The organism is Comamonas granuli NBRC 101663 (genome assembly GCF_000739995.1).
In the GTDB taxonomy this organism is placed as follows: Bacteria; Pseudomonadota; Gammaproteobacteria; order Burkholderiales; family Burkholderiaceae_C; genus Simplicispira; species Simplicispira granuli.
Window position 1 is genome coordinate 283,433 of sequence record NZ_BBJX01000002.1, and the last position, 26,513, is coordinate 309,945.

General features: G+C 71.2%; 21 protein-coding genes. 13 read left to right on the forward strand and 8 right to left on the reverse strand.

Annotation, left to right across the window (positions count from 1 at the left end; translation table 11 throughout):
- The 7 genes from CGR01S_RS03015 to CGR01S_RS03045 all read left to right on the forward strand — a co-directional run bounded on the left by CGR01S_RS03015 (window position 1) and on the right by CGR01S_RS03045 (window position 14,438).
- Window positions 1-1,917 (forward strand): DUF8451 domain-containing protein, encoded by a 1,917-nt coding sequence (locus CGR01S_RS03015; RefSeq protein WP_042422226.1) that lies wholly within the window; start codon window positions 1-3, stop codon window positions 1,915-1,917.
- Window positions 1,914-4,610 (forward strand): DEAD/DEAH box helicase, encoded by a 2,697-nt coding sequence (locus tag CGR01S_RS03020; RefSeq protein WP_042422227.1) that lies wholly within the window; start codon window positions 1,914-1,916, stop codon window positions 4,608-4,610. The genes CGR01S_RS03015 and CGR01S_RS03020 overlap by 4 nt, the downstream gene beginning before the upstream one ends.
- Window positions 4,607-6,184, forward strand: coding sequence for a polyamine aminopropyltransferase (locus CGR01S_RS03025; protein WP_042422228.1), 1,578 nt, complete (start codon window positions 4,607-4,609; stop codon window positions 6,182-6,184). Before CGR01S_RS03020 ends, CGR01S_RS03025 begins: the two co-directional genes overlap by 4 nt.
- Before the next feature lie 85 nt (window positions 6,185-6,269).
- Complete coding sequence (locus tag CGR01S_RS03030; RefSeq protein ID WP_042422230.1) at window positions 6,270-9,965, forward strand: PAS domain S-box protein; 3,696 nt, start codon at window positions 6,270-6,272, stop codon at window positions 9,963-9,965.
- A complete protein-coding gene (locus tag CGR01S_RS03035; RefSeq protein ID WP_042422232.1) occupies window positions 9,962-10,954 on the forward strand; it encodes a response regulator in 993 nt (330 codons plus the stop codon). Before CGR01S_RS03030 ends, CGR01S_RS03035 begins: the two co-directional genes overlap by 4 nt.
- A 34-nt stretch (window positions 10,955-10,988) precedes the next feature.
- A complete protein-coding gene (locus tag CGR01S_RS03040) occupies window positions 10,989-12,656 on the forward strand; it encodes an FAD-dependent oxidoreductase (RefSeq protein WP_042422234.1) in 1,668 nt (555 codons plus the stop codon).
- Between the two features lie 111 nt (window positions 12,657-12,767).
- Complete coding sequence (locus CGR01S_RS03045; protein ID WP_084690535.1) at window positions 12,768-14,438, forward strand: flagellar assembly protein A; 1,671 nt, start codon at window positions 12,768-12,770, stop codon at window positions 14,436-14,438.
- Window positions 14,439-14,455: 17 nt separating this feature from the next.
- Here the strand turns inward: CGR01S_RS03045 and CGR01S_RS03050 are convergent, their stop codons facing one another.
- The 6 genes from CGR01S_RS03050 to CGR01S_RS03075 all read right to left on the reverse strand — a co-directional run bounded on the left by CGR01S_RS03050 (window position 14,456) and on the right by CGR01S_RS03075 (window position 20,367).
- Entirely contained in the window at window positions 14,456-14,767 is a 312-nt protein-coding gene (locus CGR01S_RS03050) for a hypothetical protein (protein ID WP_042422358.1), read from the reverse strand.
- Window positions 14,768-14,869: 102 nt separating this feature from the next.
- Window positions 14,870-15,841 (reverse strand): FAD:protein FMN transferase, encoded by a 972-nt coding sequence (locus CGR01S_RS03055; RefSeq protein WP_042422236.1) that lies wholly within the window; start codon window positions 15,839-15,841, stop codon window positions 14,870-14,872.
- Window positions 15,822-18,029, reverse strand: a complete 2,208-nt coding sequence (locus CGR01S_RS03060) for a PepSY domain-containing protein (RefSeq protein ID WP_042422239.1) — start codon at window positions 18,027-18,029, stop codon at window positions 15,822-15,824. The genes CGR01S_RS03055 and CGR01S_RS03060 overlap by 20 nt, the downstream gene beginning before the upstream one ends.
- A 9-nt stretch (window positions 18,030-18,038) precedes the next feature.
- Window positions 18,039-18,515, reverse strand: coding sequence for a DUF2271 domain-containing protein (locus CGR01S_RS03065; RefSeq protein WP_042422241.1), 477 nt, complete (start codon window positions 18,513-18,515; stop codon window positions 18,039-18,041).
- A gap of 25 nt (window positions 18,516-18,540) precedes the next feature.
- The gene (locus tag CGR01S_RS03070; protein WP_042422243.1) at window positions 18,541-18,963 is read right to left on the reverse strand and encodes a PepSY domain-containing protein; all 423 of its coding nucleotides are present in this window, start codon (window positions 18,961-18,963) and stop codon (window positions 18,541-18,543) included.
- A gap of 21 nt (window positions 18,964-18,984) precedes the next feature.
- The gene (locus CGR01S_RS03075) at window positions 18,985-20,367 is read right to left on the reverse strand and encodes a ferredoxin reductase family protein (RefSeq protein ID WP_042422360.1); all 1,383 of its coding nucleotides are present in this window, start codon (window positions 20,365-20,367) and stop codon (window positions 18,985-18,987) included.
- A gap of 108 nt (window positions 20,368-20,475) precedes the next feature.
- Here CGR01S_RS03075 and CGR01S_RS03080 point away from each other — a divergent pair, with 108 nt between their 5' ends.
- The 5 genes from CGR01S_RS03080 to CGR01S_RS03100 all read left to right on the forward strand — a co-directional run bounded on the left by CGR01S_RS03080 (window position 20,476) and on the right by CGR01S_RS03100 (window position 24,011).
- Entirely contained in the window at window positions 20,476-20,850 is a 375-nt protein-coding gene (locus CGR01S_RS03080; RefSeq protein ID WP_052382487.1) for a PepSY domain-containing protein, read from the forward strand.
- Window positions 20,831-21,502 (forward strand): response regulator transcription factor, encoded by a 672-nt coding sequence (locus CGR01S_RS03085; protein ID WP_042422244.1) that lies wholly within the window; start codon window positions 20,831-20,833, stop codon window positions 21,500-21,502. Before CGR01S_RS03080 ends, CGR01S_RS03085 begins: the two co-directional genes overlap by 20 nt.
- Window positions 21,499-22,884: a sensor histidine kinase gene (locus tag CGR01S_RS03090; RefSeq protein WP_042422247.1), complete on the forward strand. Its 1,386-nt coding sequence runs from the start codon at window positions 21,499-21,501 to the stop codon at window positions 22,882-22,884. Before CGR01S_RS03085 ends, CGR01S_RS03090 begins: the two co-directional genes overlap by 4 nt.
- A gap of 75 nt (window positions 22,885-22,959) precedes the next feature.
- Window positions 22,960-23,484 carry a GNAT family N-acetyltransferase gene (locus CGR01S_RS03095; RefSeq protein WP_042422249.1) on the forward strand — a complete coding sequence of 175 codons (525 nt, stop codon included), beginning with the start codon at window positions 22,960-22,962 and terminating at the stop codon, window positions 23,482-23,484.
- A 38-nt stretch (window positions 23,485-23,522) separates the two neighbouring features.
- A complete protein-coding gene (locus CGR01S_RS03100; RefSeq protein WP_042422251.1) occupies window positions 23,523-24,011 on the forward strand; it encodes an NUDIX hydrolase in 489 nt (162 codons plus the stop codon).
- Between the two features lie 4 nt (window positions 24,012-24,015).
- On the opposite strand, the gene CGR01S_RS03105 is transcribed toward CGR01S_RS03100, so the two are convergent.
- Complete coding sequence (locus CGR01S_RS03105; RefSeq protein ID WP_042422252.1) at window positions 24,016-25,512, reverse strand: M20 family peptidase; 1,497 nt, start codon at window positions 25,510-25,512, stop codon at window positions 24,016-24,018.
- A gap of 47 nt (window positions 25,513-25,559) precedes the next feature.
- Entirely contained in the window at window positions 25,560-25,988 is a 429-nt protein-coding gene (locus CGR01S_RS03110; RefSeq protein ID WP_042422254.1) for a hypothetical protein, read from the reverse strand.
- An 80-nt stretch (window positions 25,989-26,068) separates the two neighbouring features.
- Between CGR01S_RS03110 and CGR01S_RS03115 the strand changes: the two genes are divergently transcribed.
- Complete coding sequence (locus CGR01S_RS03115) at window positions 26,069-26,488, forward strand: MerR family transcriptional regulator (protein ID WP_084690536.1); 420 nt, start codon at window positions 26,069-26,071, stop codon at window positions 26,486-26,488.
- The last annotated feature ends 25 nt before the right edge of the window (window positions 26,489-26,513 follow it).

Consider the following 26,513-nt stretch of genomic DNA (forward strand, 5'->3'; position numbering starts at 1 on the left):
ATGACTGCGCAGGAGCTTCTGGAAAGCCTGAATCTGCTCGATGAAAACGAGCGCATCGAGGCCAAGCGCGCACAGGAGGCTGGCAAGTCGCTGCTGGAAACCATTTGCGCCTTTGCCAATGAGCCCCATTTGGGCGGCGGCTGGCTGTTGTTGGGGGTGGCGCCGGATGAACAGGCGTTGTTCCCCGGCTATGCGGTCGAGGGGGTGCTACATCCGGACAAGCTCAGCGCCGACCTGGCCAGCCAGTGCGCCACGACGTTCAACATGCCGCTGCGGGTGGATATCCGCACCGAAACGCTGGCGGGTGAACCTGTCGTCGTCGTGTTCGTGCCCGAGGCTGCGCCGCAGGACAAGCCCATTTACTTCAAGGCCACCGGTTTGCCCAGGGGTGCGTTTCGCCGTATCGGCAGCACCGACCAGCGGTGCACCGAGGACGACCTGGAAATGCTGTACCAGTCGCGCCAGCGCGAAAGCTTTGACGCAGGGCTGGTCTCTGGCGCCGGGCAGGACGATATCGACGACGCGGCCATTGCCGACTACCGCCAGGCCCGGGCCGAGGCCAACCCCGATGCCGAGGAACTGAGGTGGACGGACGCAGAGCTGTTGCAGGCGTTGAACGCGGTACGGCGCGATGCGGCAGGCGCCTGGAAGCCCACGGTGGCGGGCTTGTTGCTGTTTGGGAAGGCTGTGGCTTTGCGGCGCTTTTTCCCGATGACGCGGGTGGATTACATCCGGGTTCCGGGGCGCGAATGGGTGCCGCATCCCGACCGCCGCTTCGACACGGTCGAGCTGCGTGCGCCGCTGTTCACGCTGCTGCGCCGCACCCAGGCGGCCGTGCTGGACGACCTGCCCAAGGGCTTTGGTCTGGAAGAGGGTCAGCTGCAGCGCAGCGACAAGCCCATCATCCCGCTGCGCGCGCTGCGCGAGGCACTGGTCAATGCCCTGATGCACCGCAGCTACCGTGTGCAGGCGCCGGTGCAGGTGATTCGCTATGCGAACCGGCTTGAAATCCGCAACCCGGGTTTTTCGCTCAAGTCGCCCGATCACCTGGGCGAGCCGGGCTCCATGCCGCGCAATCCCCATATTGCTGCCGTGTTGCACGAAACCCGCTTCGCGGAGACCAAGGGCAGCGGCATTCGCGCCATGCGCGAGGCGATGGACACAGCCGGCTTGGTGCCGCCCTTGTTCGAGTCTGATCGGGGGCAGGATCAGTTCAGTACCTTGTTCTTCTTTCACCACTTTCTGGGCGAGGACGACATCCGCTGGCTGGCGCAGTTCAAGGCGCTGCACCTCAGCGACGAAGAGGCTCGCGCCCTGGTCGTGGCCCGCGAGGCCAACGCCATCGACAACGCGACCTACCGCGCTCTGAACAAGGTGGACACCCTCACCGCCAGCAGTGCCCTGCGGCGATTGCGCGACGCGGGCCTGTTCAGCCAGCAGGGCCGTGGCTCGGCCACGTGGTACCAGCCTACGGACAGGCTGCTGGGCGGAGCGCCTGGCGGCTTGCTTGGCAAGCTGGACGCGCTATCCAGTAAGCCTGTCCCTTTATCTAGCATGGCTGAGGGCTTATCTAGTAAGTCCGCCTCCTTATCTAGCAAGTCCGACGGCTTATCTAGCAAGCCTGATCCGGCCCGCATGGCCTTGCTGGACGAACTGCCTGGCCAGCTTGCGGCCCGCATTGGCGCGCTGGGGCAGCGCCATCCGCCGGAGCGAGTGCGCGATCTGGTGGTGGAGCTGTGCCAGCGCCGCCCCTGGCGGGCGGACGAACTGGCGCTGCTGCTGCAACGTAACCCGGAATCCATCCGCCAAAACTACCTGCGTCCTTTGCTGGCGCAAAAGCGCATTGCCATGACCCTGCCAGATACGCCCCATTCTCCGCAGCAGGCATACCGCAGCGTGCAGGAAAGCCTTTCATGACGCCGATCACCCTCAAGACCTACCAGCAAACCGCCCTGGACACCCTGGCCGGTTTCGCCCGTACGGCGCGCCTGCAAGGGGCTGCGCAGGCGTTTGCGTCGCTGGCGGGCCGCCCTTACCAGGCAGATGCTTTTGGCGAGGTGCCCTGCGTGTGTCTGCGCCTTCCCACGGGCGGCGGCAAGACGGTGATGGCCGCGCACGCCGTGCCGGTGCTGGCGCGCGCGTGGGCGGCCGTGGATGCACCCGTGGCACTGTGGCTGGTGCCCAGCGATGCGATCCGCAGCCAGACCCTCAAGGCCCTGCAGACGCCCGGCCACCCCTACCGCGCTGCGCTGGCCGATGCCTACGGTGAGGGACTGCGCGTGTGCGTGCTGGAGGACGTGGCCCAGATTGCCCCGCCCGAATGGGGCCGCAACGCCATCGTGGTGGTGGCGTCGATCCAGAGCTTTCGCATCGAGGATGCGGGCCAGCGCAACGTGTATAGCTTTTCAGAAAGTTTCGAGCCGCATTTCAGGGGCGTGGACGAGCGGGCGCTGGGCCGCCTGCGCGAGCTGCCCGACGCGCTGGTGACGCACGAGGATGTGGCGCGCGACGCCACCGGCGTGCTGGCAGGCTTTGCGGGCCAGCCGCGCTGGAGCCTGGCGAACTGGCTGGCGCTGCACCAGCCCCTCTTGATCGTGGACGAGGCGCACACGGCCAAGACGGACAAGAGCTTCACGGCGCTGCAGCGGCTGAACCCCAGCTTCATCCTGGAGCTGACGGCCACGCCGATCGCTGCCAAGACCAACGTGCTGTACCACGTCAGTGCGCAGGAGCTCGCGGCCGAGGACATGATCAAGCTACCCATCGTGCTGGCCGAGCACCCGGAGGGCTGGTCCGCCGCCGTATTCGGCGCGGTGCAAACCCAGCGCAAGCTGGAGGCCGAGGCACTGAAGGACGAGGCGGCGGGCGCGGGCTATGTGCGGCCCATCGTGCTCTTTCAGGCCCAGAACGCGGGCGAGGAGATGCCCCCCGAAAAGCTGCGCGACTATCTGGTCGATGAACTGAAGCTGCCGGCCCATCAAGTGGTCGTGGCCACGGGCAAGGAGCGTGGCCTGGACGACATCCACTTGGCCGCGCGCGATTGCCCGGTGCGCTACGTCATCACCGTGCAGGCGCTGCGCGAGGGCTGGGACTGCCCTTTTGCCTACGTTCTGTGTAGCCTGCAAAAACTGAGCAGCGCCACGGCGGTAGAGCAACTGCTGGGCCGCGTGCTGCGCATGCCCTACGCCGCGCGCCGGGGGCGCGAGGCGCTCAACCGCGCCTACGCCCATGTGTGCGCGGCGGAGTTCTCGCAAGCCGCGCATGCGCTGGCGGACCGGCTGATCGAGCACATGGGTTTTGAGGCGCTGGATGTGGCGAGCATGATCGCGCCACCGAGCAGCCTGCCGCTGTGGGACAACGGTTTGGAGCAAGATCAGACTCCAGCACCCATCCAGCAAGCGCCAATAGCTACAAATTTTGAAGCGATTTCCGCCACGCCCGAGCTGCTGGCCGTGCCTGGCGTGCAGCAGCGGGCGATTGCCGGCGTGCAGCAGGTGGTGGTGACCGGCCACATCGGCCAGGACACCGAAGCGCTGCTGCTGGCCCAGGTGCGCGGCGCCAAGAAGCAGGAGCAGGTGCGCGAGCAGGTGGCACAGCACAACGCGCTGGTGGCGGCACAGGCGGCGCCCGCTTCGCGCGGCAGGCCCTTCGCGCCACTGCCCCGGCTTGCCTACCGCACGGGTGCGCAAGCGCCGCTGTGGCCGCTGGAGCGCGAGGCGGTGCTGGAAGAGCTGGAGCTGGATTTGCTGCAGCCCCAGGCCGTGCAGTTGCCGGGTTTTCACGCGGCCCAGGAGGCGGAGTTGTTCGAGATCGGTATGCAGAACGCCCGGGTGACGCTGCGCCATGCCGACAGCGCCCAGATGGCCATGGACTTGACCACCAGCAGCATCGACGCACCAACGCTGGTGGGCTGGCTGGACCAGTTGCTGTTCAAGGCCCCCGATCTGGCGGGACTGACACAAGGCGAGCGACGCGCCTACCTGGCGGCGGTGGTGAACCACCAGTTGCACACCTGCGGCGTGCCGCTGGTGGTGCTGGCGCAGGCACGCTTTCGCCTGGCGCGCGACATCGAATCGCAGGTAGCCCAGTTGCGCCAAACGGCAGCACAGCGCACGTTCCGGCAAAAGGTGCTGGCCCAGGGCGATGGCAGCGCCTGGCTGGTGGAGCCGGACTGGGCACACCCCCATGTGTTCGAGCCAGGTCGGTATCCGGTGCCCGTGGCTTCGCGCTACAGCGGGCGCTACCAGTTTGGCAAGCACTACTTCCCGGTGCTGGCCGATCTGAAGGACGGCGGGCAGGAGTTCCAGTGCGCGCAACTCATCGACCGCCACCCGAAGGTGCGCCACTGGGTGCGCAACCTGGACACCGCGCCTTGCGGCTTTGGACTGCCCACGTCGCGCGGACGCTTTTATGCCGACTTCGTGGCCGAGCTGGTGGACGGGCGCGTGGCACTGCTGGAGTTCAAAGGCGCGCACCTGCTGAACGACCCCTACGAAATCGAGAAACGCCAGGTCGGAGAGCTGTGGGCGCGCACCAGCGGCGCCCGCGCGGTGTTTGGCTGGCTAACCATCGAAGGCTTGGCGCAGCAACTGGACACGGCGCTGGCATGAGCACTCCTGGCGGCGCCCCTGACATCACAACCCCGGCCGCACCCCCGCCGGGCCCCCGCCCCATCGACATCGCGCTGCTCGCCAGCGTGTTCGTGGTGGCGGCCTGCGGCCTGCTGTACGAGCTGGCGGCCGGCGCCCTGGCCTCGTATGTGCTGGGCGACTCGGTGCTGCAGTTCTCCACCATCATCGGCACCTACCTGTTCGCCATGGGCGTGGGCTCGTGGCTGTCGCGCTACTTCGAGCGCCAATTGCCCGCGCATTTCCTGCGCATCGAGCTGCTCGTGGCCCTGGTCGGCGGCGCCATGCCGGCGCTGCTGTTCCTGGCCAATGCCTATGTGCCCGAGGCCTTCCGGCTGCTGCTCTACGGCATGGTGCTGCTGGTGGGCACGCTGGTGGGCCTGGAGATCCCGCTGGTCATGCGCATCCTCAAGCGCAACGTGGCGCTCAAGGACCTGGTCTCGCAGGTGCTGACCTTCGACTACCTCGGGGCGCTGGCGGTGTCGCTGGCCTTTCCGCTGCTGCTCGTGCCGCAGCTCGGCCTGATCCGCACGGGGCTGCTGTTCGGCCTGATGAACGCGGTCGTGGCGCTGTGGGCGCTGTGGCTGTTCCGCCATGAGCTGCGCCGCCTGGGCGCGCACCTGGCGGCCTGCGCGCTGGTGCTGGGGCTGCTGGCGGCCGGCATGGCGGGGGCGCAGCACATCACCAGCCTGGCCGAGGACAAGTTCTACCAGGACCGCATCGTGTTCGCCGCGACCTCGCCCTACCAGCGCATCGTGGTGACGCAGGGGCGTGCGGGGCACCGCCTGTTCCTCAACGGCAATCTGCAGTTCGCCGAGCGCGACGAGTACCGCTACCACGAGGCCCTGGTGCACCCCGCCATGGCCGCGCACGGCGCGCCGCGCCGGGTGGCGGTGCTCGGCGGGGGCGACGGCATGGCGGTGCGCGAAATCCTCAAATACCCCACGGTCGAGTCGGTCACGCTGGTGGAGCTGGACCCGGCCATGACCACGCTGTTCGGCCAGAACCCGCAGCTTGCGCGCCTCAATGGCGGGGCGCTGCGCGATCCGCGCGTGCGCATCGTCAACACCGATGCCTTTGGCTGGCTGCAGCAGGGGGCGGGCGGCGGCGAGGTGTTCGACGTGATCGTGGTGGACTTTCCCGACCCGACCAACTTCGCCATCGGCAAGCTCTACACCAACAGCTTCTACGCCCTGCTGGACCAGCGCCTGGCGGCCAGCGGCTATGCCGTGGTGCAGACCACCTCGCCGCTGGTGGCGCGCCGCAGCTTCTGGACGGTGGTGGCCACCATCGAGTCCGTGGGCCTCACGGCCACGCCGTACCACGCGCATGTGCCCAGCTTCGGCGAGTGGGGCTACGTGCTGGCCAGCCGCCGGCCCTGGCGCATGCCCACGCAGCTGCCCGCGGGGCTGCGTTTTCTGGACCTGCCCACGCTGGCGCTGCTGCGCGACTTCCCGCGCGACATGGCGCGCGTGCCCGCCGAGGTCAACCGCCTGTCCAACCAGGTGCTGGTGCACACCTACGAGCAGGAATGGGGCCAGGTGCTGGCGCATTGAGGGCCATGCTGACCAAGTCCCGCGCGCCGCTCCCGCACAATGGGTGCGACCGGCCCACGACCTCCGCCCTTCGCACCCCCCACCCATGTTCGACCGCTACTTTTCCGCCACCATCGCCCCCGACCCGCTGCTGTGGTCGCAGCATGACCCCTGGCTGGTGGCGCTCTCGGTGCTGGTGTCCATGGGGGCCTCGGCCGTGGCGCTGCACATGGCGGCGCTGGCGCGCGCGGCCGAGTCGCGCGGCTCGCGCCAGCTCGCGCTGGGCTCGGGGGCGCTGGCGCTGGGCAGCGGCGTGTGGACCATGCACTACATCGGCATGCTGGCCTTTGCCGTGTGCGGTCAGGGGCGCTTCGATCCGGGGATGACGGCGCTGTCGGTGCTGCCCAGCCTGGGGGCCTCGTGGGTGGCGCTGCGCATGCTGGTGCGCGAACAGGTGCGCGCGCCCGTGCTGCTGGGCAGCGGCGTGCTCGTCGGCGCGGGCATAGGCGCCATGCACTACATCGGCATGGCGGCCTCGGAGCTGGCGCCGCTCATGCGCTACGACGCGCGCGGCTTTGCCCTGTCCATCGTGGTGGCGGTGCTGCTGGCGGTGCTGGCCCTGTGGGTGCGCTTTGGCCTGCAGCAGCGCCTGCGCGTGGGCACGGCGCCGGTCACGGTGCTGGCGGGCGGCGTCATGGGCCTGGCGATCGCGGGCATGCACTACACCGGCATGGCGGCGCTGCGCTTCGTCGAGCCCATCGAGCAGCTCAGCCAGACCGCGTTCAGCGTGCCGGTGCAGACCTCGCTGTCGCTGGCGGTCGCCGTGGTCACGGTGGCGCTGAGCCTGGTGGTCATCGCCGCCAACGCGGGCCTGCGCTACCGCGACCTGTTCCGCCAGATGCAGCGCAGCGAGTCGCGCCAGCGCGCCGTGCTCGACACGGCCGTGGACGGCATCGTCATGATCAATGACCAGGGCATCGTGCAATCCTTCAACCCCGCCGCCGAGCGGCTGTTCGGCTGGAAGGCGCATGAGGTCGTGGGCCGCAACGTCAGCATGCTCATGCCCGAGCCGCACCGCTCCGCGCACGACGGCTACCTGAGCCAGCACCTGGCCACGGGGCGCCAGTACGTCATCGGCGTGGGGCGCGAGGTCGAGGGCCTGCGCAAGGACGGCAGCCTGGTGCCCATGCGCCTGGCGGTGGGCCGCGTCGAGCAGCCGGGCGAGCCGCTGTTCGTGGGCTTTCTCGTCGATCTGTCGGAATACCGCGCGCTCGAGCGCGAGCGCCAGCGCGGCCAGGAGCAGTTGCGCTCGCTCGTGGCCAACCTGCCGGGCGTGGCCTTTCGCTGCCGCAACGAGGGCGACTGGCCCATGGAGTTCATCAGCGAGGCGGTGCAGGCGCTCACGGGCTGGAGTGCCGAGGACTTCCTGCAGGGGCGCGTGCATTTCGGCCGCATCACGCACGCCGAGGATGCGCAGCACATCGCCCCCGAGGTCGCGCAGGCGCTGGCGCAGCAGCGCGCCTACCGCGTCGAGTACCGCATCCGCACGCGCGACGGCAGCACGCGCTGGCTGGCCGAATCCGGGCGCGGCTTGCCCGGCGACGACGGCGGCGCCGGCGCGCGCTGGATCGATGGCGTGATCCTGGACATCACCGAGAGCAAGGCGCGCAACGCCGAGTTCGCGGGCACCTCCGCCGCCCTGCACCAGGCCATGGCCGTGGTGGAGTTCGACCTGGCGGGCCAGGTGCTCACGGCCAATGCCAACTACCTGGACCTCATGGGTTACACACTGGAGGAGCTGCGCCAGCTCCACCACCGCCAGCTGTGCCCGGCGCATATCGCGGAAAGCCCCGCCTACGCCGCGCTGTGGGCCAAGCTGGCGCGCGGCGAGTGCGACGCGGGCGAGCACCTGCGCCTGGGCAAGGACGGGCGGCGCATCTGGATGTACGGCTCCTACAACCCCATCTTCGACGTGGACGGCCGGCCCTTCAAGGTCATGAAATTCGTCACCGACCTCACCGAGCGCCGCGCCATGGAGCAGGAGCTGCGCGAGGCCAAGGAGCGCGCCGAAGCCGCCGCCGCCGCGCGCGCCAGCTTCCTGGCCAATATGAGCCACGAGATCCGCACGCCCATGAATGCCATCCTGGGCTACACCGAAGCGCTGCTCGACGCGCCCCTGAACCCTGCGCAAAGCCGCCAGCTCGGCACGGTGCACGCCTCGGCGCGCTCGCTGCTGCGCCTGCTCAACGACATCCTGGACACCGCCAAGCTCGACAAAGGCGCCGTCGCGCTGGAGGTGCAGGACTTCTCGCTGCGCGCGCTGTGCGGGCAAATCCTCGACTCGCTGCGCATCAGCGCCAGCCGCAAGGGCCTGCCCCTGGTGCTCGACTACCCCGAGGCGGAACCCGAATTCCTGCGCGGCGACGCGCTGCGCGTGCAGCAGGTGCTGGTCAACCTGCTGGGCAACGCCGTCAAGTTCACCGAGCGCGGCCAGGTCCTGTTGCGCGTGCGCCACCGCGCGGGCGAGCTGCACCTGGACGTGCAGGACACCGGCATCGGCATGGATGCGCAGCAACTGCAGCGCATCTTCGACCCCTTCGCCCAGGCCGACGCCTCGACCACGCGCCGCTTCGGCGGCACGGGCCTGGGCACGACCATTGCGCGCCAGCTCGTGGAACTCATGCAGGGGCGCATCAGCGTGCACAGCACGCCCGGGCAGGGCACGGTGTTTTCCGTGCGCCTGCCCCTGCCGACGGGCCAGGCGCCGCAGGCCCTGGAACTGCCCGCCGCGCAGAAGCTGCCACCCCTGCGCATCCTGGCGGTGGACGATGTGCCCGCCAACCTGGAGCTGCTGCAACTGGCGCTGGCGCGCGGCGCCCACCAGGTCACGCCCGCGGGCGGCGGCCAACAGGCCGTGGAGCTGTGCGCCAGCAGCGCCTTCGACCTGGTGCTCATGGACCTGCAGATGCCCGAGGTCGATGGCCTGGCCGCCACGCGCGCCATCCGGGCGCAGGAGCAGGCCGCGGGGCGCGCGCGCGTGCCCATCATCGCCCTGTCGGCCAGCGTGCTGGAGGAGGACCACGCCACGGCGCTCGCGGCCGGCATGGACGGCTTTGCGCACAAGCCGCTGGACCTGCAGCGCCTGTGCGCCGAAATGGCCCGCGTGCTGGGCCTGCGGGCCGCGGGCCCGGCCGGCGCCGTGCAGTCTGCAGAGCCCGGCGCCGCCCCCATCGCCTGGGAGCGCGGCCTGCCGCTGTGGGGCTCGGCCGCGCGCCAGCGCGAGGCCATAGAGCGCTTTGTGCGCGAGCACGCCGGCCTGCCGGCGCGCCTGCAGGCTCTGCAGGCCACCGGCGACAGCGCCGCGCTGGCGGCCTGGGGGCACAAGCTGCGCGGCGCGGCGGGCAACCTCGCCCTCGTGCCGCTGCAGCAGGCCCTGGCTGCGCTCGAAGGCGCGGCGCGCGCGGCCGACGCCGCGGCGCAGCAACGCGCCCTGGCGGCGCTGGCCGCAGCCTGGGAGGCGGTGCTGCAGGCCCTGGCCACGCCCGGCGCCCCGGCGGCACCCGCCGCCCCGGCGCCCGCTGCGCCGCCACAGGGCGCGGACGCCCACGCCGTGCGCGCGGCCGCGCAGGCCGCCGCCCAGGCCCTGCAGCAGGGCGAACTGCCCGAAGCCGCCTTCGCCACCCTGGCCGGCCTGCTGCCCGCCGCCCAACTCCATCCCCTGCGCGAGGCCATGGACCGGTTCGACTTCGACCGCGCCCAGGCCCTGCTGCAGCCCCTGTGCACCCAGGACACCGCCGCATGACCTCCGTACCCGACCACCGCCCGCGCCTGCTGCTCGTGGACGACGAACCCACCGATCTGCAGGTGCTGCGCCACACGCTCGGGCAGGACTACCGCCTGCTCTTTGCCACCGACGGCGCGCGCGCCCTGCAACTGGCGCGCGAGCAGCGGCCCGCCCTCATCCTGCTCGACGTGATGATGCCCGGCATGGACGGCTACGCCGTGTGCGCAGCGCTCAAGGCCGACGCGCACACCGCCGCCATTCCCGTGATCTTCGTGACCGCGCTGGCCGACACGGCCGACGAGACGCGCGGCTTCGACGCCGGCTGCGTGGACTACCTCACCAAGCCCCTGAGCCCGCCCGTGGTGCGCGCGCGCGTGCGCACCCACCTCTCGCTCGTGCGCATGGACGAACTGGCGGCCACGCGCCTGCAGATCGTGCAGCGCCTGGGGCGTGCGGCCGAGTACAAGGACAACGAGACCGGCATGCACGTCATCCGCATGAGCCATTTCGCGCGCCTGCTGGCGCTGGCCGCCGGATGCGGCCCGGACTGGGCCGACGACCTGCTCAACGCCGCACCCATGCACGATGTGGGCAAGATCGGCATCCCCGACGCCATCCTGCAAAAACCCGGCAAGCTCAGCGCCGAGGAATGGGACGTGATGCGCCGCCACCCCGAGATCGGGGCCGAGATCATCGGCGAGCACGCCGCGGGTATGCTGAGCCTGGCGCGCTCCGTGGCCCTGGCGCACCACGAGAAATGGGACGGCAGCGGCTACCCCCACCGCCTGGCGGGCGCGCAGATCCCGCTGGAGGCGCGCATCGTCGCCCTGGCCGACGTGTTCGACGCCCTGACCTCGGTGCGCCCCTACAAGGCCGCCTGGAGCGCACAGGACGCCATGGCGCACATCCAGTCCCAGGCGGGGCTGCACTTCGACCCGGCCCTGGTGGCCTGCTTCGTGCCCCTGCTGCCGCAGTTGCTCGAGATCCGCGAGCGCTGGCAGGATTGACGCCCGACGACCCGCCCAGGCGCTGAGACACCCTATGCACCGCCGCCAATTCCTCTGCGCCGCGCCGCTCCTGGGCCTGGGTGCGTGCACGCGCACGCCGCAGGCCCTGGAGGGCGGCTTCACCGGCATCGCCATGGAGCGCGGCCACGCCCTGCGCGAGCGCCTGGCGCAGGCCGCCGCCGCGCCCCCGGACGCCGTGCGTCGCGCGCGCGTGGTCATTGCGGGCGGCGGCGTGGCGGGCCTGGCGGCGGCGCGCGCGCTGCGCCTGGCGGGCGTGGACGACTTTGTGCTGCTGGAGCTGGAAGACCAGCCCGGCGGCAACAGCCGCGCCGGCAGCGTGGCCGGCCTGCCCTGCCCCCTGGGCGCGCACTACCTGCCCGTGCCCGGCGACGGCGCCCCCGAGGTGCAGGACCTGCTGGAGGAACTGGGCCTGCGCCAGCGCGTGGCCGGGCGCTGGCAGTACGACGAGCGCCACCTGTGCCACAGCCCGCAGGAGCGCCTGTACCGCCAGGGCCAGTGGCGCGAGGGCCTGCTGCCCGCCGAGGAGGTGCCCGCGTCCACCCTGGCGCAGTACCGCCGCTTTGCGCAGCGCGTGCAGGCGCTCGCGCAGACCGCGCCCTTCACCATGCCCACCCTGCGCGGCTGGATGGGGAAAAGAGCTCTGGCGCCCGTCCATCAAGCGCTAGATGCTATGGTTTTTGCTGACTGGCTGGACCGGGAGCGGTTTGACGACGTGCACCTGCGCTGGTACCTGGACTACTGCTGCCGCGACGATTTCGGCGCCGGCCCCGCGCGCGTGTCGGCCTGGGCCGGCATCCACTACTTTGCCAGCCGCCATGGCTTCAGCGCGCCGGGTGACGAGTCCGCGCCCGAGCGCGACGGCGTGCTCACCTGGCCCGAGGGCAACGGCTGGCTCACCCAGCGCCTGGCCGCGCCGCTGCGCGCCGGCGGGCAGTTGCGCACGGGCGCCAGTGTGCTGCGCATCGCCGAGACGCGCCATGGCGTGGAGGTGGACGTGTACCTGCACGCCAGCCGCAGCGTGGAGCGCTGGCAGGCGCAGCGCTGCGTGGTGGCGCTGCCGGTGTTCATCGCCGCGCGCGTGGTGCAGAACCCGCCTGCCTTCCTGCAGCAGGCGGCGCAGCGCCTGCGCTGGGCGCCCTGGCTGGTGGCCAACATCCATATCGACGCCCCGCTGCAGGACCGCCCCGGCGCCGCCCCGGCCTGGGACAACGTGCTCTACCAGGACGCCAACCCCGGCGGCCTGGGCTATGTGGACGCGGGCCACCAGCGCCTGGACCCGCGCCCCGCGCCCACCGTGCTCAGCTACTACCAGGCCCTGGGCGACTGGCCCGACGGGCGCCGCATCCTGCAGGAGCAGCCCTGGACCTTCTGGCGCGACGCCATCCTCGCCACGCTGGCGCAGCCCCACCCCGACATCGGCGCGCGCGCCACGCGCATGGAGATCACGCGCTACGGCCACGCCATGTCCATCCCGGTGCCGGGCGTGCAGGCATTTTTAAGCCAAATCGGGCTGCAGCGCTCGTCTGGCAAGCGCTGGCAGCTATCAAACGGAGAGCGCGTGGCCCTGCCGCCCACGCCCGCCACGGCGCGCCTGGCCTTCGCGCATGCCGACTGGTCGGGCTACTCCGTGTTCGAGGAAGCCTTCACGCGCGGACACGCAGCGGGGCTCGCCAGCGCCTGAGCCCGGGCGCTGCGGCCCGGCCTTGGGCCCGGCGGCAGCATGGTTAACGCGCATGGGCCAATGGCCCGCCAGGGGCTATAAGAGTGCCCATACGTTCCCAGGCTGCTCGGCATGGCACGCGGCGCCCGCGCTGCCGTGCAGGGGCAGCCCAGACCAGAGGAGGCAGCGGCGGGCATGGACTTTCCCGGCATGGAGCTCAGCGAGAGCGACGGCCATGTGTTCCTGAGCATCGCGCCCGCGGCCGCGCGCGGCGTGCTCGAGGTGCGCGCGCTGCGCGACTGGCTGGTGGCGCAGGGCTATGGCCAGTGGCTGCTGCACCCCGATGCGCTGGAGCACGCCGTGCGCAGCGGCAACGCGGGGGAGCCGCGCGCCGTCCTGCTGGTGGCCCAGCGCTGCGACGCCCGGGTGAGCGTGCAGGTCGCCGGCGATGCCATGAGCGCCGTGGTGCAGATCGTGCCCGCCCAGGGGGGGCGGGCGGCGTGCGTGCAGGAGGTGCTCGACGCCCTGGCGCAGGCGGGCGTGACGCATGGCATCGACCTGCTGGCCGTGGCCCAGGCCCTGGCCAGCGAGGGCGAGAGCGTCGTCGTGGCGCGCGGGACGCCGCCCCAGGACGGCTGCGATGCCGCCTTCGAGGAGCTGCTGCCGGCCGCGCCGCAGCGCAGCCCCCAGGTCGATGCCCAGGGGCGCATCGACTACCGCGAGCGCGACAGCATCACCATGGTGCCTGCGGGGGCCTGGCTCATGCGCCGCATCCCGCCCACGCCGGGCGTGGCGGGCTGCACCGTGCGCGGCGATGCGCTGCCGGCCCGGCCCGGGCGCGACGCCGCCTTCGCCACCCCGCTGGCAGGCGCCCAGGTCTGCGCGGAGGACCCCGATGTGCTGCAGGCCAGCCTGAGCGGGCAGGCGATCCGCCTGCCGACCGGCGTCATGGTGGAGCCCGTGCTGCGTGTCGCCCAGGTCGACATGGCCACGGGCAACATCCACTACGAGGGCACGGTGCAGATCGATGGCGACGTGGGCCAGGACATGAAGGTGCACGCCAGCGGCGACATCGTGGTCGGCGGCACGGTCGATGGCGGCTGGCTGCGCGCGGGCGGCGACATCCGCGTCGCCGGCGGCGTGATCGCGCACGCCCGGCTGCACGCCGAAGGGGCGGTGAGCGCGCGCTTTGCCGAGGTCTCGCAACTGCGCGCGGGCACGGTGCTCACGCTGCACGACAGCGCCCTGGAATGCGAGCTGCAGTCGCTGAACGAAATCGCCGTGGGCGGGCACGCGCCGCAGCGCGGCCGGCTCATCGGCGGCTGCGCCACGGCCATGATGCGGATCCAGACGCCCGTGCTCGGCTCGGCCGCGGGCGGGGTGACCCGGCTGGCGCTGGGCGTCAACCCCGTGCTGGAGGAACGCCAGCGCGTGCTGCTGCAGCGCCTGGAGCAGGAGGAGGTGGCATTGGCCAACCTGCACAAGCTGATCGCCCATCTCACCGCGCAGGGCGACCCCCAGGGTCTGCGGGGCCGCGCCCAGGCCTCGCTGGACAAGGCGCTGGCCGAGCACGCACAGACACAGGCGCAGTGCGCGCAGGTGCAGGAGCAACTGGCCCTGGCGCGCCATGCCCGGGTACTGGTGGGCGTGGCGGTGGAGGGCGCCGTCGATCTGGCCTTTGGCCGGCTGCGCCTGGCGCTGCGCCGCGAATGGGGCCGCGGCAGCTTCCAGCAGAACGCCGAGGGCGCCGTGGTGTTCGTCGACGGCCAGGGCTTTGCCGAGCCGGTGCTGCCCGCGCGCTGAGCGCTGGGCGCGCGGCGTCAGTCCTCCTGGGCGGCGGCCACCCAGCGCAGACCCTTGCCGCGGCTGAAGTAGTAGTCGCCCTGCGGGCTGATGACGACGGCGCGGCAGGCCGCAGGGTCGGAGAAGTACTGCCAGCCTGGGTGGCGGTCGCCGTCGCGGGCCTGGAGGGGCACGGCCTGCATGCCCTGGTCCGGGCTGTCGGCCGCGCGGGTGTCTTCGGCGCGTTGCCGTTCGCCGGACGCGCTGCTGGGCGAGGATGCGGCCAGGGTGGCGCCGCTGGCGAGGGCGGCGAGCAGGCTGAGCGCAGTGAGAAGGCGTGTGGATGGCATGGTGGGCTCCTGGATGTGCATTGCAGCCGACGGTGGCTGTGTCTGCAGTCTGCGCCCGGGCGGCTGAATCGGTGCTGAACGGCTTGTTCAGCCGCCGTTCAGTCAGCGCCCCGCAGCGCTGAAGCGGCCCAGGCCGATTTCCGCCACCCCCGCACCCTGGCGCAGCAGCCACAGCGCCTCCAGCCCCATGCGCTGCGCCAGGGCCAGGCCCGCGCCGGGGCCGGCCACCAGCAGGGCCGTGGCCCAGGCGTCGGCGTGCATGCACTGGCGCGCCAGCACCGTCACGCTGGCCACCGCGTTGTGCACCGGCGCCTGGCGGCGCGCATCCATGGTGTGCGCCAGGCGCTGGCCTTGCACGTCCCAGAAATGCCGGTAGTCGCCCGAGGTGGCCACGGCCAGGTCCTGCAGCGCGAGGACGCCGCGCACCGCGCGGCGTCCGGCCTCGGGCTGCTCCAGCGCCACGGGCCAGGCGCTGCCATCCGGCTGGCTGCCCACGGCACGCAGCTCGCCATCGAGCGCGGCCAGCGCCTGGTGCACGCCGTGCTGCTGCAGTACGGCGGCCATGCGGTCCACGGCATGGCCCTTGGCAATGCCGCCCAGGTCGATCTGCAGGGGGGCGTGCTTGCGCGCGCGGCCGGCGCCGGCGTCCAGCTCCAGCACGGCATGCGCGCTCTGCGGCGCCGCGCCGCTGGCGCTGCGGATGGCGGCGGCATCGGGTGCCGCACGTGCCGCGCCAAAGCCCCAGGCGTCCACCAGGGCGCCCACGCCGATGTCGAAGGCGCCCTGGCTCAGGCGGCCGATATCCAGCGCGCAGGCCAGCACGTCCAGCATCTGCGCTGGCAGGTCCACCCAGGCATCCACCGGGGCGTGGTTCAGGCGCACCAGGTCGCTGTGCGGCTTCCAGGGCGACATCTGTGCGTCCACCTGCTCGACGGCGGCGGCCAGGTCCTGGCGCAGGGCCTGTGCCTGCTTCTTGGGCAGCGGCGCGCAGGTCACGGACCAGCGCGTGCCCATGGTGGGCCCGTGCAGCGTGGCGTGTGCGCCGGGGGCGGGGTCAGAACACGTCTTCGGCATAGCGCTCCTGGGCCTTGAGTTGCTGCACGTCCAGGTGCAGCGGGGCCAGCAGTTCGTCCAGCGCCTGGGCCACGCCTTGCGCCATGGCGCGGCTGCCGCACACGCGCACCAGGGCGCCCTGCGCCAGCAGGCCGCGCAGGCGCTCGGCGTCGCGGCGCAGGGCGTCCTGCACGTAGCCGCCGCCGCCGGGAATGCGCGAGAACACCTTGGTCACGCTGGTCACGCGCCCCTGCTGCTGCCATTGCGCGATCTCGGGGCCGAAGTAGTCGTCGCGCGCCGGATCGCGCCCGCCGAAGTACAGGAACATGGGCAGGCGCCGTGCGTTGCGCCGGATGAAGCCTGCCAGCGGCGCCACGCCCGTGCCCGCGCCGATGAGCACCACGCTGCGCCGCGTGCGCCCCAGGGCAAAGCCCGGGTTGGGCCGGAGGAAGGCCTGCACGCTGCCGCCCGGCGCCAGGCCCAGCAGGTGCGTGGAGCACAGGCCGCCGGGCATCTGGCGCACGCAGATCTCCACGAAGCCATCCTTCCAGCCCGAGGCCAGCGAGTAGTAGCGCGGCACGCTGCTGCCCGGCGGCACGATGCCCAGCAGGTCCCCCGCGGCGAAGCGCCCCAGCCCCTGGCCGCGCCAATGCGCCAGCCGGCCCTGTGCCGGCCAGGCAAAGCGCAGGATGGCTGTGGGCTGCCCGGCCTGGCCGGGGTAGTCCTGGCGCGCCGCCAGCGTGAGCGCCGTGGTCGGCGGCAGGCGCGGCACATAGTCCAGTTGCAGGGGTTCGCCCAGCGCCTGGGCCAGGGCGGTGCCCCAGCGGGCGAACTGCTGGCTGGACTGCTGGTGGATGCACTCCAGCGGCAGCAGTGCGGGCCAGCCGCGCGCGCGCAGGGCCGCTTCCAGCGCCTGGGCGTAGGCGCAGAAGCCGGGGTACTGGCGGTCGCCAAAACCCAGCACGGCCACGGGCGCGGCGGCCACCGGCGCGGCCGTGATGCGTTCCAGGGCCTGGCGTGCATGCGTGGGCGCCTGGCCGTCGCCATAGGTGGCTGCCAGCATAAACACCTGGCGCGTGGCGGGCGTGGTCTGGAACCGCTCCAGCGCCGCCGTGTGCACGCGGTGGCCCTGCTGCACGAGCGCGTCGTGCAGCGCCTGGGCGAAACCCCAGGTGCTGCCGCCTTCGCTGGCGACGAAGACCAGCACATCGGCCTGCGCCAGAGGGCTTTGGTGGGCCAGGCGCGGCGCCTGGCGGCGCCCCTGGCGCCAGATGAGCAGGCCCGAGAGCCAGAACAGCGACACGCTGGCGCCCGCCACCCCCAGCACCACGGCCCAGGGCCAGGCGGCCTCGCCCGTGTGCAGCACCACGGCCCAGTCCACCACCTGCTGGGCCAGGCGGGCGTCCTGCCAGGCCAGCCACTGGCCGGTGTAGCGGTCCAGCCAGCCGGCGCCCTGGCGTGTGGCGAGCTTCCAGGTGTCCTCGGGGTCGGCGGCGTCGGGGAAGTTCAGGCGGCGCAGGTCCTGCACGGCCACGCTTTGCAGGAGCGCCAGTTGCGCCACGGGCAGGGCGGCCTGGCCGGTGGGCACGGAGGCCACCTCGGGTTCGGCGCCCGCGTCCAGCGCCACCAGGCCCAGGGTGGAGGCGCTCATGGTGAGACCCGTGACCGATGTCAGGAGCAGCACGGCCAGCAGCACGCGGCCCGTGACGGTGTGGATGCGCTGCGCCAGCGTGCCGCGCACGCGCCCGGCCAGGTGCCGCCAGCCGCCCATGCGGCGCAGCAGCAGCACCAGGCCCGAGGCGCACAGCAGCCCCATGGCCAGGGCGGTGCCTGCGGCGCCCCAGCGCCCGGCGTCGCCCAGCAGCAGCGCGCGGTGCAGGTTCTTGACCCAGCGCGGCAGCACGGAGGCCTGGTAGGCGCCCAGCACGCGGCCGTCGGCCGGATCCACATAGGAGGCCTGTGCCCGCTCGCCGTCGAAGCCGAAGACCACGATGGCGCCCGAGGGCAGGCGGCGGAGTTCCTCGGCGCCCGGCACGCTGCGCGCCACGCGCTCGGCCAGGGTGGCCACGGACAGCCCCGGGGCGGCGGGCCGCGCCTGCCAGGCCTGCTGCACCGGGTCGATGGCCAGCAGTGCACCGGTGAGGCCCAGCACCAGGGCCAGGGCACCGAGCACCAGCCCCACCCAGCGGTGGAGGGTTTTCCAATCCATGCCGGTCCTTTACGGGAGCTGCAAGCTCAGCGACTGGATGTACTGCTTGCCCGCGTGGGGCTTGCCCGCCTGGCTGGCCGACAGCGGCACGCGCACCTCGCTGGGGCTGTCGCGCATGTCTTCCACGGCGGCGTCGACGCGGATCTCGTAGCCCGCGTCGATCAGGCTGTCGGCCAGGTCGGCCGTGACCTTGAGCGTGCGCCCCGCGCCCACGCTGGCGCCCGTCACGCCGGCCAGGCGCTTGGCGTCGCCGGCCGAGAGGCGGTTCCAGTCCGCCAGGTGTTTGTAGTACTTGGCCTTGCCGCCCGCCACCCACAGCGTGCCGGCGTAGGCGCCCTTGGCGTCGGTCAGGTAGACGGCGAGGTAGGCGCCGTCACCGCCGTAGTTCTTGAGTTGCACCGCCAGCGCAACGGGGCGGCTGTGCGCCAGGGCCGGCAGCGTGAGGGCACAGGCGGCGGCAACGGTGGTGAGCAGGGGTTTGGACATGGTGGACTCTCTCCAGTGCAGGGGCTTACTCGACCTGGCCGCGCGGCGCGGTGCCAGGGGTGAAGACGGGGGATGGGGCGGCGCTGCCCGGGGACGGGGCCGCAGCGCCGGGCAGTTGTTCACGGTCACGCGCGCGTTCACGCAGGCGTTCGCGCTCGCCGCCCTCGCGGTCGCGGCGCTTCATCTTCACGACCTTGAGCGTTTCCGGGTCGATCTTGGCCTTGAAGCTGCGGCCCTCGGCGTCCTGGCCGCGGATCTCGTAGCAGCCGTCGTCGATCTTGAGCCGCTGGATCTCCCAGCCGCGCTGGGCGGCCATCTGGCGCACGGCCTCGCGCGGCTGCCAGCGCTGCACGGGGGCGTCGCAGTCGTCGTCCGCCAGGGTGGGCAGGGCGGCCAGCCCCAGGGACAGGGCCAGCAGGCCGCGGCGCAGGGAGGGGTGGTGTGTCATGGCAGGACTCCTTTTGTCAATTTAACGCATGGCGAAGGATTCGCGGTGCAGGCGCCAGGAGCGCGCGCCGCTGGCGTGCGCATCGAGCGCATCGCCCAGGCCCTGGGGGCCGCAGAACCAGATGTCCAGCGGTCCGGGGATGGCCTCCAGGTCCTTGGGCTGCAGGCGCTGGCCCTGGGCGTCGCCGTGCACCGTCAGGTTCACCGGCGGCTGGGCCTGGGCACAGAGCTGGCGCAGGCGGGGCAGCAGCGGATCGGTGGCGGCGTCGCGGGTGCAGTAGTGCATAAGCACGGGCTGCAGCCGGGAACCTGCGGTGGCGGTACCCGGCTGCCGGGCTTCCAACAGCGCGAGGAAGGGGGTGATGCCCACGCCACCGGCGATCCACACCTGCTGCCGCCGCTGGCGGCCCCGGCCGTCGAAGCGGCCGTAGGGGCCTTCGATGTCCACGCGCTGCCCGGCCTGCAGGCGCCGGCCCAGGGTGCGGGTGTAGTCGCCCAGCGGCTTGATGACCAGGCGCAGCAGCTGCTCGCCCTGCGCGCTGGTGCCCAGGCTGCCCGGGGCACTGGCGATGGTGAAGGGGTGGGCGCCTTCCCAGGCATCGAAGCGCACGAAGACGAACTGCCCCGCGCGGTGGCTGGGCCAGCTGGCAGGCAGGGCGCAGATCACCTCAATGGGGGCCGCCGTGCCGCCGTCGCCCAGCACCTGCACGGCATGGATGCGGCCGGTGTGGCTGCGCGCGCGGCCAATCCAGCCCGCCAGCGACCACAGTGCCGCCGCGCTGCCCAGTGCCAGCAGCGTGCCCATGAGCAGGCCCAGCGGCAGTGTCCAGAAAGAAAGTGGCATGAGGGCTACGGTGTGGATCACCAGCGCCAGGAACAGCAGCGGCATGGCGCGGTGCAGAAAGCGCCAGGGGCGGTAGGACAGCAGCCGGGTCAGCAGTGTGATGGCCACCATGGCCAGCAGCAGGTAGAACGCCATCTCGCCCAGGTCCTTGGCAAAGCCCCGCGCATCGGTGAGCCAGGGCAGCACGGCCTCCCGCGCGGGCCGGCCGGCGCGCCCCCACAGGCCCTTGATCCAGTCGCTGGATTCATCGGCGCCCCAGTGCAGGATGGCGGCCAGGGCCGCGCCGATGCCGGCCCATTTGTGCAGGCGGTAGACCTGGTCCATGCCGCCCAGGGCGCGGTCCAGCAGCGGCAGGCGCAGGGCCAGTACCATGACCAGTGCCATCAGGCCTATGCTCCACAGGCCGCTGAGGTAGATCAGGTGCTGGCGCAGCTTCCACCAGCCCAGGGCCTGGCCCTGGGCGTTGACCAGGGGGTCTATGCCCAGGTCGGGCGGGAGCACGGCGGCCCACGCCAGGGTGATGCCCAGCAGCCAGAGGGTCAGCACGGTTTTGATTCGCATGGTGTGCATCCTTTCTTCTTCGCTGTGCATTGTGGAAAATCCAAGCTGAACGGATGCTGAAAGCGCCGTTCAGCCCGCATTCAGGCGGGCCCCGCTATAAACCGGTCCATGATCCTGCGCACCTTGCCCTTTCTGCGCCGCCCGGCCACACTCGCCCTGGCCGGCGTGCTGCTCGCTGCCGCCCCGGCGCTGCAGGCGGACGAGCGCGACCACGAGCTGGCACGCCAGGCGCTGGAGCAGGGCCAGATCCTGCCCCTGCGCAGCGTGCTGGAGAAGGTCGAGCGCGACTACCAGGGCCAGGTGCTGAAGATCGAGTTCGAGCGCGACGACGGCCGCTTCGTCTACAAGATCCGCCTGCTGCAAGGCGATGGCCGCATGGCCAAGCTCAAGGTGGATGCCGTCGATGGCCGGGTGCTGGGCATACAGCGCCGCGAGCACGAGCGGGACGCCGGAAAGGACCGCGATGCGCATCCTCGTCGTTGAAGACGAACCCACCCTCAGCGGCCAACTGGCCCAGGCCCTGGCGGCTGCGGGCCATACCGTGGAGTGCGCCGGCGATGGCGTGGACGCCCACTACCTGGGCGAGGTCGAGGACTTCGATGCCGTGGTGCTCGACCTGGGGCTGCCCCGGCTTGACGGCCTCTCGGTGCTGCGCCGCTGGCGCGCGGCGGGGCGCAACATGCCGGTGCTCATCCTCACGGCCCGCGGCGCCTGGCATGAGAAAGTGACCGGCATGGATGCCGGCGCCGACGACTACCTCGCCAAGCCTTTTCACATGGAGGAGCTGCTCGCGCGCCTGCGCGCCCTGCTGCGCCGCCGGGGCGAGCACGCCAGCGCCGAGTGGCGCTGCGGCCCCATCGTGCTCGACACGCGCCAGGCGCGCGTGCAGGTGGATGGCCAGCCCCTCACCCTGACCAGCCACGAGTTCAAGCTGCTGGCCCTGCTCATGCAGCGCAAGGGCGAGGTGCTCTCGCGCACCGAGCTGTCCGAGCACATCTATCCGCAGGACAGCGACCGCGACTCCAACACCATCGAGGTCTTCGTCGGCCGCCTGCGCAAGAAGCTGCCCGCCGGCAGCATAGAGACCGTGCGCGGCATGGGTTACCGCCTCGTGCAGCCCGGCGCCAGCGCATGAGCGGCGTCGCCGGCAGCTACTCCCTGCGCCTGCGCCTGCTGGCGGGCACGCTGGCGTGGATGCTACTGGCCATTGCCCTGGTGGGCTGGGGCCTGCGCGCGCTGTTCCAGGAGCACATCACCCAGCAGATGCAGGCGCAACTGGTGATGCAGCTCGACCATCTGAGCGCTGCCGTCGACTGGGAGCCCGCGGGCGGCGTGCGCGTGGCAGCCATGGCGGCCGACCCGCGCCTGGGCGAACCCCTGTCAGGCCTGTACTGGCAGATCGACGTCCTGGGTGCGGCGCCGCAGGCCGCCGCAGCGCGGTCGCGCTCGCTGTGGGACCAGGTGCTGGCACTGCCCGCCGTGCCCGCGGCCTACCCGGCCAAAGGCTACCGCGTGCTGGCGCTGCAGGATGCGCAGGGCCACGCCCTGCTGGCCGTGGCGCGCACCCTGCAACTGCCCGAGGACGAGGCCCCGCCGCTGCGCCTGGCGGTGGCGGGCGACCGCGCGCTGCTGGCCGAGCCGCTGCAGCGCTTCACGCGCCTGCTGCTCATGGCCCTGGGCATGCTGGCCCTGGGCCTGGCCGTGGCCGTGGCCGTGCAATTGCACCTGGCGCTGCAGCCGCTGGGCTTGCTGCGCGCGCGGCTGGCCGCCGTGCGCAGCGGCGCGGCCGCGCGGCTGGAAGGGCGCTTTCCCCAGGAGCTGCAGCCCCTGGTCAACGAGTTCAACCACGTGCTGCAGGAAAACGCCGACATGGTGCAGCGTGCGCGCACCCAGGCGGGCAACCTGGCCCATGCGGTGCACACGCCGCTGTCCATCCTGGCCAATGCCGCGGCGCAGGAGCAGGGCGCGCTGGCGCAGCTCGTGCAGGAGCAGGTGGCCAGCGCCCGCCGCCAGGTGGACTACCACCTGGCGCGCGCGCGCGCCGCCGCGGCCGTACGCGCCACCGGCCTGGCCACGCCGGTCCTGCCGCCGCTGCAGGCCTTGCTGCGCACCATGCAGCGCCTGCACGCCGAGCGCGGCATCGCCTTCCGCCTGGCCGCCGGGGCGCAGGAGGCCGCCTTCCGCGGCGAGGAGCAGGATCTGTACGAGCTGCTGGGCAATCTGATCGACAACGCCGGCAAGTGGGCGCGCACCCAGGTGGTGGTGGACGTGCAGCCTCAGGACGGCATGCTGTGCTGCACCGTGGACGACGACGGCCCCGGCATCCCGCAGCCCGAGCGCGAACGCATGTTCGAGCGCGGCGTGCAGCTCGACGAGCAGCGCCCCGGCTCCGGCCTGGGGCTGGACATCGTGCGCGCGCTGGCGCACACCTACGGTGGCAGCGTGCAGGTGCAGGACTCCCCCCTGGGCGGCGCGCGCCTGCGCCTGTGCCTGCCGGCGGCGCTCCCCGGGGGTTGAGGCCGTTGTTGCGCCGATGCGTCAGCAAGCTGACGCACAATACGGCCCACTGCGTATTCACCCCTTTCCCTTCCCGTGACCCTTGCCGACCGATTTGCCCATGCCCAGGTGCGCCCGCTCGCCGAGGAGCACCTGCCCGCGCTGCAGCAGGTGCAGCGCGCCTGCTATGGCGAGGGCTACATCGAAAGCACCGAAGTGTTCGCGCGGCGCCTGGCCTGTACGGCGCAGTGCTCGCTGGTGCTGGAGCTCGACGGCCGCGTGGCCGGCTATCTGGCCGCCTGTGATGTGGTGCAGGGCTGGGTTGCGCCCCTGCACGGCGACTTCGAGGCGCTGACGCCGCCCGACACCCTGTACCTGCACGACCTGGCCGTGCTGCCCGAGCTGTCCGGGCACGGCCTGGCCCAGCGCCTGCTGCAAACCCTGTGGCAGGGCGCGCAGGCACGTGGCCTGCAGCGCTCGGCCCTGGTGTCGGTGCAGGGCACACAGGGCTTTTGGCAGCGCCAGGGCTACCTGGCCTGGACGCTGCAGGACCCCGTCCAGCGCGAGCGCCTGGTCACCTATGGGCGCGATGCGGTGTACATGCAGCGGCGCCTCGGCTGAGCCGCGGCAGCCGCGTGCGCGCTGGCGATAATCCCCCCATGCCAAACCGCTGGAAACCCAATGTGACCGTGGCCGCCCTGATCGAGCGCGACGGCCACTTTCTGCTGGTGGAAGAGGACACGGCCGACGGCCTGCGCCTGAACAATCCGGCCGGGCACCTCGACCCGGGTGAGTCGCCCCTGGACGCCTGCATCCGCGAGGTGCTCGAAGAGACCGCCTACGATTTCACGCCCACCGCCCTGGTGGGCGTGTACCTCAACCGCTTCCGGCGCACGCGCACGGGCGACGACATCACCTACATGCGCTTTGCCTTTGCCGGCACGCTGGGCACGCACCACGCCTGGCGCACGCTGGACGAGGGCATCGTGCGCACCGTGTGGATGACGCCGGCGCAAATCCGCGCCAGCCGCGAGCGCCACCGCAGCCCCGTGCTGCTGCGCTGCGTGGAGGATTACCTCGCGGGCCAGCGCTTCGCGCTCGACGTGGTGCACACCGACCCCAGCGTGGGCCGGCCCGTGGCCGAATAGGCTCTCAGCGCGCGCCCTGGGCCTGGGCCATCTGCCCGATCAGGCGGTGGTAGAAGCGGATGGCGTCCGCGTAGTCCTTCACGGCCAGGCGCTCGTTCGTGCCGTGAAAGCGCGGCAAGTCCTCGCTTTTCGCGCGTATGGGCGAGAACTTGAAGATGTGGTCGCTGATGGTCTCGTAGTGGATGGAGTCGGTCGCCGCCACCATCAGCCCCGGGGCGACGAGCGCGTCCGGGAAGACCTCGCGGACGGTGCGCTGGAGCTGCCGGTACTGGGCCGAATCCGTGGGCGCGACCTTGGAAGCCTCCTTGGCACCGGGCAGGGCTTCGACCTTGACGTGAGCCATGTCCACCACCTTGCCCACGGCCGAGCGCACATGCGCCATCACCCCCTCGCGCGTGTCGCCGGGCAGGATGCGGAAGTTCACCGTCGCGTCGGCGCGCCCGGGCAGCACGTTGTCCTTGTTGCCGGCGCGGGCGATGGTCAGCGCCGTGGTCGTGCGCAGCATGGCATTGGTGCTGCCCGCCCCTTCGAGCTGCTTTTGCACCAGCGGGCCGAAGAGCCAGAGGTTGGACAGCGCCACGCGCGAAAAGCCCTCCATCTCGGGCGCGAGCACGTCGAACATCTCGCCCGCCACGCCGCGGATGGCCGCGGGCATCTGGTCGTTTTCCAGCGCGTTCAGCGCCGCGGCCATCATCGCGATCGCGCTCGTGCCCTTGCCGGGCGGCATCGACGAGTGCCCCGGCGTCGCCGAAGTGCTGAGCGCCACCGACATGTAGCCCTTCTCGGCCACGCCGATGAGCGCGGCCGGTTTTTTCAGCCCCGGCATCACGCCGTCGAGCACCAGCAGGCCCTCGTCGAGCACGAAGTCGAGCTGCACGCCCCGGCTCTTGAGCAGCTCGGCGATTTTGGCCGCTCCACGGTGGCCGCCCACCTCCTCATCGGCGCCGTAAGCCAGGTAAACGGTGCGTGGCGGCTTGTAGCCGCTGGCGATCAGCATCTCCACCGCTTCCAATTGCGAGAGCAGGTTGCCCTTGTCGTCCCACGAGCCGCGGCCCCAGATGTAGCCGTCCAAGACCCGCCCGGCGAACGGCGGCTGCTGCCAGTCGACCTCGGTGCCCGGCGCGATCGGCACCACATCCTGGTGCGCGGCCAGCAGGATGGCCTTGGCCTTGGGGTCCCGCCCCTGCCACGTGTACAGCAGCGACAGGCCGTTCACCACCTCGCGCTTGAGCGTCGCATGCACCCGGGGAAATTCTTTTTCGAGCAGGGCGTGCAGCGCAAGGAACTGATCCCGGCTCAAATCGGCGTCCGTGGCCGACGAGATGGTTTGGAGCCGGACCGCCTGCGCCAAGCGCCCGGCCGCAGCCGCTTCGTCGACGGCCAGCGGCGCGAGCGGCGCCACCTCCAACTGGCGCGAGCCCTTGCGCCAGGTGTTGACAGCCACCGCCGCCACCAGGGCGAGGACGAAGATCAGCAGGGCACCGAGGGTTTTCTTCCACATAAGAACTGGCCTCCTTGATTGGTGATGGTTCTGCACGCCCTCGCGACTCATGCCGCGGCACCCTGTTCGCGCAAGCCCTCGTCCCGGGCCTCGACAGGCATCAGCTGCAATATGCCAAAAAGCAGTTCGAACGCAGTGAACCCGAGAATGATGGCGCTGGCTCCAGAGAAGACCGCATGGATTTGCCACGTCATGAAAAGCAGTCGCGCCACGGCATCCAGCCTTCCCAAGGCCACCGAAGGATAAAGAATGCGCGCCAGCGCCCAGACTACGACCACCGACCCCAGCAAGTTGGCGAACAATATGTGCATGGGCTCCAATTCAGGGATTGCTCCCGGAAGGCCCAAGCTTCTGGCCGTCCAGGCGAGTAGCGTGTAAATCCAGATGAATGTCCATGGCAAAACGAACATCCAGGTGGCCAGCAGGTCGTACCATGCGCTGTACCGTACCATGCGGATGAAGCGGTCTTGTTGCATCGCGAGCTCCCGTGAAGTGCAAAGACCGCAGTGTCAACCTTGAACCATGCTTCAATGTCAAGCGTTTTCGAAGGCAACCCATGCTCATCGGCGAATTGGCCACCACCAGCGGCCTGTCTCGTGAGACGCTGCGGTTCTACGAGAAACTCGGTCTGATTCATTCCCGAAGGCTGCCCAACGGCTACCGTCGGTACTCTCCCGAGACTCTGACCCTCGTCATGTACATCAGGACCGCTCAACAACTCGGCTTCAGCTTGTCCGAGATCGGGCGCGAAATCCCTCGACTTTGGCAAGGCGCGGTTTCAGACGCTGACATCGCGCAGGTTTTGCAGAACAAATTGGCCGACATCGATCAACGCATTGAGGCGCTGCAATCCCTGCGCGACGATCTGGCCGCACGCCTGGCCTCGGCATGCCCGTTGCGCACGCCATCGACCACCTCACCGCATCCGGCCACCGTGGCCGACGGCTCCACCCGTGGTGCGGCACGACGGGCATGACGCCGATTCCCTCCACGATCAGGTT